3 protein-coding genes and 1 pseudogene are annotated in these 8815 nt (G+C 49.1%); 3 read left to right on the plus strand and 1 reads right to left on the minus strand.

All coding sequences use genetic code 11. From position 1 onward, the window contains the following. On the minus strand, positions 1-5151 hold a 5151-nt coding region (locus H6F50_RS00990), incomplete at its 3' end, for a PAS domain S-box protein (protein ID WP_190425328.1). Between the two features lie 313 nt (positions 5152-5464). On the opposite strand from H6F50_RS00990, the gene H6F50_RS00995 reads away from it, so the two are divergent. The 3 genes and pseudogenes from H6F50_RS00995 to H6F50_RS01005 all read left to right on the plus strand — a co-directional run. Continuing rightward, positions 5465-7690 (plus strand): AAA family ATPase, encoded by a 2226-nt coding sequence (locus H6F50_RS00995; protein ID WP_190425331.1) that lies wholly within the window; start codon positions 5465-5467, stop codon positions 7688-7690. Between the two features lie 41 nt (positions 7691-7731). Further along, positions 7732-8022: a hypothetical protein gene (locus H6F50_RS01000; protein WP_190425325.1), complete on the plus strand. Its 291-nt coding sequence runs from the start codon at positions 7732-7734 to the stop codon at positions 8020-8022. A gap of 197 nt (positions 8023-8219) precedes the next feature. Beyond that, positions 8220-8815 (plus strand): annotated as a pseudogene (locus H6F50_RS01005) (hypothetical protein); the annotation flags it as partial.

Raw genomic sequence — 8815 nt, forward strand, 5'->3', positions numbered from 1 at the left:
CACCAATTCCTCAGGTTCCACAGGCTTCGAGATGTGCATCCCAAATCCGGCAGCTAAGGCTTGCTGCTGATTGATTTCTCCAGCATAGGCAGTAAGTGCGATCGCAGGAATCGTGCCTCCCTGTTGGGGCGACCACTTTCTAATTTGCCGAATCAGCGCATAACCATCCATCTCTGGCATCCCAATGTCACATAACAACAGATCGGGGACAGATTGATTCAGGTGGGTCAATGCCTGTACACCCGAAGCGGCTGTCGTAACTTCTGCACCAGATTGCGTCAGGGTGAATGCTGCCAACTCCCGCATATCTGCATCGTCGTCCACAACCAAGACCCGAACACCTGCTAAGTCTGTCGCACTTTCTGAATGCCTACGATCGGAAGAGGGTTCCGGCTCAACGAGGTTTAACGGGAGCCGGATGGTAAATGTAGCCCCTAAGTTTTGTCCTAAGCTGTCTGCTTGAACGGTTCCTCCATGCAGTTCGGTAAAATGACGGACGATCGCTAGTCCCAATCCCAATCCGCCGAATTGTCGGGTCGTTGTCCCATCTTCTTGACGGAAGTAGTCAAACACATAGGGTAAGAAGTCTCGACTGATGCCTTTTCCAGTATCTTTGACTTGAATCTGAGCATACGTGCCAACTTGCTCTAGTCGCACTTCGATTCGTCCTCCGCTTGGGGTGAACTTCACGGCATTGGAAAGGAGGTTCCAGACTACTTGTTGCAGGCGATTCGTATCGCCTAAAACCGTTCCTGAAACGGGATTAAATATAGTTTGGATTTGAATGTGTTTGGCTTCGGCTGCTAGTCGTACCGTTTCTAGGGCGGCTTCAATCGTTCCTGCTAGATTTACGGGAGCGACGTTTAACGTCATTTTTCCTTGCAGAATGCGGGAAACATCCAACAAGTCCTCAATTAATTGCGCTTGCAGCTTGGCGTTGCGTTCGATCGTTTCTAGGGCTTGCTGGGTTTTTGTGGCATCGAGTCGCCCAGTTCGGAGCAATTTTGTCCAGCCCAGAATCGGGTTGAGGGGCGATCGCAACTCGTGGGACAACACCGCTAAAAATTCGTCTTTAATCCGGTTAGCGGTTTCTGCTTTTGCGCGATCGCGTTGAGCCGCCCGGTACAACTGAGCATTGTCAATCGCCAAGGAAGCGCGACGAGCTAATTCCTCTGCTAGTTGCAAATCTGCCGGGGTATACTGTCGTTCAGATTCGGCGGCGATAAAGGAAATGACCCCTAGAATTCGTGCCTGAGTTCGTAGTGGCACCGTCATTACAGATCTGAATCCCACCTGCCGTAGAATCTCTAAATGCTCTGAATCACGCGCTGCCTGCACCAACAGTTCATCAGGAATATTGGGCACTAAATCCGGTTGTCCAGTCCGCAATGTCAATGCAGCACCGCGAGGGTCATCTGGGTTTATCGGATACTTGTCTCTAATCTGATATGCCCATTCCAGCTTGGCAGGGTCGATGTGAGCAACCGCAATCTGCGCGATCGCACCGTTCTCTTCTATCATGTGAACCGTACACCAGTCGGCTAATTCCGGCACCGTAAGCTGTGCGACGCGCTCTAGAGTCGTTTGATAATCCAGTGAGGATGCCAGCACCGCACTCGCCTCAGAGAGAAAGCATTGGGCATGCTCTAATCTGACGCGCTCAGTCACATCTACCACATAGACTAGAACGCCTTCGACCTGACCATTTGAGTTAACAGTCGGAAGATAGTAAACGTTATAGTAACCGGGACGGCGATCCCCGCGTCCGGGAACATTCACCGCAAAGTTCGGTGAAATGAAGGGATTCCCTGTGGTGTATATCTGATGAAAGACTTCAACTAATTGGGGATCGAATTGACCAAAAAGATCGGGAATTGAGTAGCCTAAGTGTTGCTCGCGAGTTAATCCATTAATTTCTGCTAATGCTTCGTTGATGGCAATAAATCGCTGCTTTTCATCTAACAGAGCAAGTCCAATGGGTGATGTTTCAAAAATGGTTTCCAGTTGGCGCTGTGCGGCTTCTGCTTCAGAGCGTGCAAGGCGCTCGCGTTCTAACAGTTGTTCTCGTTCTTGTTCTGCTTGCTTGCGCTCCGTCACATCCAGCACCAGCGATAACACCGAAATCATCCGTCCCGATTCGTCCCTGAGACTGGAGTTATACCACTCGCAATGCACAATGTTGCGATCTTCGGTGTAATTGCGGTTGTATGAAAAAATATGGGGTTCTTCACCATAGACCAGCCGTTGGCAGACTTCAGCAACTGCTTCCAGGTCTTCCTCAAAGACAAAAGGTATCTCTGTTAAAGATTTACCCAGCATTTCTTCGGCTTTCCAGCCCAAAATGCGCTCTGCACCAGCAGACCACCGAATGACTTGAAAGTCTCGATTCCATTCAACGACTGCCATAGGAGAGTTTTCAACATGGAAGTTGAGCTTTTGTAGGGCTTGACGCAACGCCTCTTCCGCTTGCTTGCGTTCTGTGATATTTATGACGACACCAATCGAGTGCTTGGGATTTCCCTGAACATCATAAGTAAACTTTCCTCTCGCTTCCACCCAGTGAACCGAGCCATCTGACCAACGTAGGCGATATTCATGGTGATACTCTTTCTTTTGGGCTATCGCTTGCTGAAATTTCGCCTTAGCTTCTGCCAGGTCATCGGGATGGACCCGACTTTCCCAAACTTCATGGCTGGGTTCGCATTCATTCGGTTGTAGACCCAGGACGGTGAAGTGTCCTTCTGACCAAAGCAATGCCTCGGTCTGCATATCCCAGTCCCACGTTCCCATGCGTCCGACCTTGAGCGCGAGTTGCAGATGAGCTTCACTTTCTCGCAATTGTTCTTCTGCCCGCGATCGCTCTACGGCTAGCCAGGTTTTTTGAGCAATTCGCTCCATCTGCACCACATCTTCCTCCGTCCAGCGCCGGGGAGCCACATGGTGCAACACTAACAATGCAACAAATCGCCCTTCTTTCACTAAGGGAACGCACACGAGAGATTTGGTTTGAATTGCATCAAAGGCAGCCGCCCCAACTCCGGCTGTCCGAGGATCGCGATCGACATCATCTACGACAATAGTTTTGCCCTGCTTTAATTCAGCAATGAGTTCACGACCAAACGAATCCATGTGATGGCTACCAACGATGCTGATGACACCATTGCAATAGTCGCGATCGACGATGACGTATTCCTGAGTGGAATCAATTTCACCGTAGGTACAGCGAGTGACATTGAAGTGCTCTCCTGCGGAGCGAACCACCCGCCACATAATTTCCTTCGAGTCTTGAATGGCACGAATCGCATCATTCAGTTCAATCAGAAACTGCTGCTGTCGTTCTTTTTCCTGTAGCTCTGCCAGCAGTGACTCAATCTGTTGCCTTGCCCGCACCTGGGCTGTCACGTCCATGTTATAAACCAACACGCCCTGAATGGTTTCCTCCGCATCCCGCCAAGGCGCAAAGATGCAGTTGAAAAATCCTTCTTCCAACACACCATTGCTGTTTCGATCCCAGTAAGCAGGCGACTCATTTCCAATGAACGGTTCTCCCGTTCGGTAAACACGATCGAGCGCTTCAAAGTAAATTTGCCCCTCTAGCTCCGGGAAAACGTCCCGCATTGATTTACCGATAATGTCTGGAGTGCGCCCAGCCACTTGCAGATAAGTTGGATTGGCAAATTCATACACAAGATCGGAACCTTTAACAATTCCAATCATGGCAGGCAATTGCATCAGGATTTCATGCAACCGCTGGCGTTCGCTTTCTGCTTCGAGTCGGGCAGTTTGTTCTCGATCTAAAAGGCGATCGCGCTCCGCTTCCATTTGTTTGCGTTGGGTGATGTCAACCGAAACGCCAATCATGCGAACTCCTCGTCCCGTCTCATCCCGATAGACTTGCCCCTGACTGTTGAGCCAGCGCACAACGCCGTCTGGACAAATTACTCGATACTCCGGTGTGTAGGGCTGTTCTCCAGCCATTGCCCCTGCCGTCGCTTGGATCACCTGTTGTCGATCGTCTGGATGAATGAGCGCAACAAACTCTTCTCCCGTCCCTTCATAAAGACCCCAAAAGTCTAGAGCATTAGCAGAACACACCACTCGATTGCTCTGCAAATCCATATCCCAGACAACCGTTTGAGCCGCCGTCAGTGCTAATTGCAGGCGTTCATCGCTTTCTCGGAATGCCTGTTCAATTTGTTTGTAATCGGTCACGTCTTTGAAGATAACGACAGCTGCAATAATCTGTCCCTGGTTATCTAAAATCGGTGCTGAGTTGACGTTAATGAAGACGCGGCTACCATCATCTCGATGAATTTCTATCTGTTCGTTGGTAACGATCTCACCTGTTTTTAGCGATCGCGCTAAGGGCATATCTTCATGGGCATAGGGCTGACCGTTAGAACGAAGTGAAATGTATGAAACGACGGGATCGTATTCGTTAAGCTCAAGCGATTGTTCGTAGCCATACCCAACAATCTGCTTAGCTTGTTCGTTCGCCAGGACTAACTTACCGGATACCGCATCGGCAATCATGACTCCCGCAGGCATCTGTCGCAAAACGGCTTCAAATTTGGCGCGTTCAATTTCCAGCTCGTGCAACAAGCGTTCTCGTTCTGCCTCCGCTTGCTTGCGATCGCTTACATCCCGAAAATAGACCGCTACCCCTGCCGTCGAGGGATAAGCATTCGCCTCTATCCAACGCTGAACAGATTCCCCAAATTCTTCCCAGGAAACAGGAACCTGTTGTGCCACTGCCCGATGTAGTTCCCGATATGCAATGCCACCGACCAACTCAGGAAAAACCTCATTCCAAACGTCCTTGCCCAATAACTCTTCTGGCGTTTTGTGCAGGATTTGAGCCGCCGCCCGATTCACGTAGGTGTAGCGCCAGTCGCGATCGAAGGCGACAAAAGCATCTGTAATGCTTTCAAGAATCGTTGCAACCTTGTGTTCAGTTTCTTGGGCAGGGAACAACTGTTCGCTTTCAAGAGTGCGGGCAAAGCGTTCAATGACTTCAGAGCGAGAAATTCCTCGCCTGTGAGCCTCTTGATCGAGCGATCGCCATGCTGTATCGGTGAGAGATAGGCTAACCCGTTGTTTCGTCTCTGAGTTCCAATTGCTAACAAACTTGCCTGTGCCGTCGCGCTTCATGAACAGCCATCCGTATACATACACGGTCTTCTCTATTCAATCTGAGTCGCTACGTCAGGAGAATCCGTCTTAAGAGAGATGCTTTGGAGAGAGGGAATACGGATGCGGATGATACCTACGAGAATCGGGCTAGCGTTCCTTCCTTTAGCGCCAAACTCATGCAAATTACGCAAGTGTTCGGCAACAGTTTCGACGAAAAGTGACGACTCTCAAAGAGCCAGAAACCTTTTTGCGACTTGAGCCGAAATCTAATTTCTGGGGAGGTCTAATGGGTTAGTCTATACTGACAGATGGCAATTCCTACCGGGTGAAGATAGGCTTGTTCGACCAGCATCGCCAACAATTAGTGGAAAAAGATGCACCCCTGGCTGCGAGGATGCGCCCACGTACTCTTGATGAGTTTATCGGGCAAGACCACATCCTAGGCTCCGGGCGTTTGTTACGCCGTGCGATTCAAGCTGACCAGCTTTCTTCCCTGATTTTTTTTGGTCCACCGGGTACGGGGAAAACAACTCTGGCTCGGATTATCGCCAATACCACCCGCGCTCACTTCATTGCGATTAATGCCGTCCTTTCTGGGGTAAAAGAAATTCGGGATGCGATCGCTACCGCTCAAAAATGCCAAAAAGAACACACTCAGCGCACAATTCTTTTTGTTGACGAGGTTCATCGCTTCAATAAATCTCAACAGGACGCCCTACTTCCTTGGGTGGAAAATGGGACGGTGATTCTGATTGGTGCAACCACAGAAAATCCCTATTTTGAAGTTAACAAAGCTCTTGTCAGTCGTTCCCGCATCTTTCAGCTTAAACCTCTCAATGAAGCTGACTTACGCCGCGTCCTCGAACAGGCACTCGCTGACTCAGAACGCGGTTATGGTCAGCTATCTGTAATCTTAGAGCCGGATGCGATCGCACATTTGGTCAATGTCGCTAATGGCGATGCCCGTTCCTTACTCAATGCCTTGGAATTAGCCGTCGAAACCACACCCCCCGACGAAACTGGAACGATTCGCGTTACGCTATCTGTCGCGGAGGAATCGATTCAGCAAAGGGCTGTACTCTATGACAAGGAAGGAGACGCCCACTTCGATACGATTAGTGCCTTTATCAAAAGTTTGCGCGGTTCCGACCCCGATGCAGCTTTATACTGGCTAGCCAAAATGGTGTATGCCGGGGAAGACCCTCGCTTCATTTTCCGGCGAATGTTGATTTTAGCTAGTGAAGATGTGGGACTCGCTGACCCCAATGCCTTAGTTGTTGTAAATGCCTGCGCCAGTGCCTTTGAGTGGGTGGGGATGCCAGAAGGACGCTATCACTTGGCTCAAGCCACGCTTTATCTTGCCAACGCGCCCAAATCTAACAGCACGATGGGCTTTTTTGATGCGCTAGCGGTAGTTGAGAAGGAACGGGAGGCGGAAGTCCCCAATCACCTGAAAGATGCCAACCGGGACAAGAAAGGATTGGGACATGGTGCAGGTTATCTTTATCCTCACGCCTACCGCGACCACTGGGTAGCACAACAGTATTTACCGAGTAGTTTGCAGGGACAGGTGTTTTATCAACCTTCAACACAGGGATTTGAAGGAGAAATTAAGACGCAGGTGGCGCGTCATCGGGAAGCGCAGTTGGAAGCAGTGGCAGAGGGTGTTTTTATCTCACCCGTGGAAGTGCTAACAACAGGACCAACTGACCGCACAGTTGACCGTTGGTTGCAACGCACGTTGAGTCAGATTGGCGAGCAACTTGCAGGGATACGCGATCGCATTTTCACCCTTGCTCAACTTCAGCGTCACCATGTCATTTTGGACTTGAATGCCGGGAGTGGTTTACTCACCTTTGAAGCTTTGCGTCGGGTACCAGAAGGTGGCGTTTATGCCTGTACTCGCACTGCTGATGAAGCAAAGGCACTCCAAGAGCAAGTGGTAGCGCTTCCAGAACTCAATCGTCCCGTCCTATTGAGTGCTACCTTAACCCAATTGCCAAAGGTTTTAGCTGCCCAATCCTCTGATATCCGATTTGACTGCATCATCGGGCGAAATGCACTTATCCACGAACCGGATAAAGCAGCAGCAGCCAAATGGTTAGCCCAATTACTGCAACAGTCGGGAGTTTTGGTACTTGCAGAAACAGTGCCACGCCACACGCAACGGCTTTATCGTTTGCTCGAAAAGTCGAAACCCAATGCCGACTTATACCAGCGATTAGTGGCAGCGGAAGAGGCAATTTACAGCGACACGTCAGATCCAATGGTCAACTGGGATGCGCTTGATTTGCGAAAAGCTTTCGAGTCGGCGGGATTGGCGGTTGAAGTGACTGAGGAGCGATCGCAAACCTCCATGCATATTACACCAGCCTTAATTGACCGCTGGTTCGCAACGACTTCTGTAACGAATAGACCCTCCTATGCGGCGCATTTGGCGAAGCACCTCCAAGAACAAGAAATCCGGATTATAAAAGAGCTATTTATCCGCTCCCTGCTTCATCAGACCGTTAATTGGGAAAGCGCGATCGCTTTTGTGCGATCTTCGCTATCGTAGGGAACGTGACGAATTTCCGATTCATTTCGAGTATTTAGATTATGGAAGAAGTTCTTCAGATACTCAAAAAAGTCATTCTAGGGCTAGTTGGTGGTGGAGCGGCGTTATTAGCTTTCTATATGGCACTGTTTACTTCGATTATGGTTCTGGTTCCTACCAGTTCTCCTAATCAGCTAGAAGAATGGACAAACACTGTGGTCACAGTGTTTGGTATCAAAATGACTCTACTCTGGATGCAACGCTTAAAAGGGGCTGCCATTGGTATGGGTATTGTCCTTCCCCTTGCTGCCATTGCTTGGTTTTCACTCCGAACATTAATTAAGCAACAGTAGTAATAACGAGTAATTTGTAATCAGACAGCAGTTAAACAAAACAGCGGTTAAGTTTTCAATGCTTAGCGTAATCTATGGGCTGTATTGCAATCGCGCTGGCAAGTTCACCTTAATTTTGTAATTTTTTGTAAAAGGTACTTCGTCCTAAAAATTAGGATAAAAAGAGGTAGGCATCTAGTTAAAAAGGAACTAAATTCGTGAGTCAGTCTATTTCTAAATTGGTGGATACCCTGCCAACCAGCAGCATGACCGTTTATATGCTGCGATCGCTCGATTATGTCGTTCCCGGTGAGTGGCAAAACTTGGTGGGATTTGAAAATACTATCCGTGCGGTGACAGGTGTTACCGACAAAGGTCTGATTGAGGAGATTGGCGAAAGAGCGATCGCGCTGTACAACGATCCAACCCAGAGTTATCAACAAACCTTATGGCTTTACCAAACAATTGACCGTGCTGATAGCGCCATTGGTGCAGCAGCGCTAGCGAATAAAGTAGGCGAGAAAATCAGGTTTCTGAATTTTTTAAACCAGCTTACTCCCAAAGCGGATACCGTACAAGCGATTGATTTGTCCCTAAAGCTGGTTGTCGAGTTGATTGCCTTTTGTCGGTTGCACGGCATTCCTACCAGCATTGAAGCATTTAGAACTTCTTTAGGAAACTATCACAACGAATCCATAATGCGAATGGCTGCGCTAGTTGCTGTTGATGGATTGATTCCGCTTGGCCCCAACTTCATCCTCAAAGCTCAATCTATTCTTAGCCAGGTCAATCCTTCGCAATTAGAAGGAAATAC

This window comes from Coleofasciculus sp. FACHB-712 (assembly GCF_014695635.1).
Classification (GTDB): Bacteria; Cyanobacteriota; Cyanobacteriia; order Cyanobacteriales; family FACHB-T130; genus FACHB-T130.

What these genes read in the sequence shown, in the direction of transcription:
- H6F50_RS01000 (WP_190425325.1), top strand. Translation starts at nt 7,732, where the DNA reads ATGGAAGAAGTTCTTCAGATACTCAAAAAAGTCATTCTAGGGCTAGTT.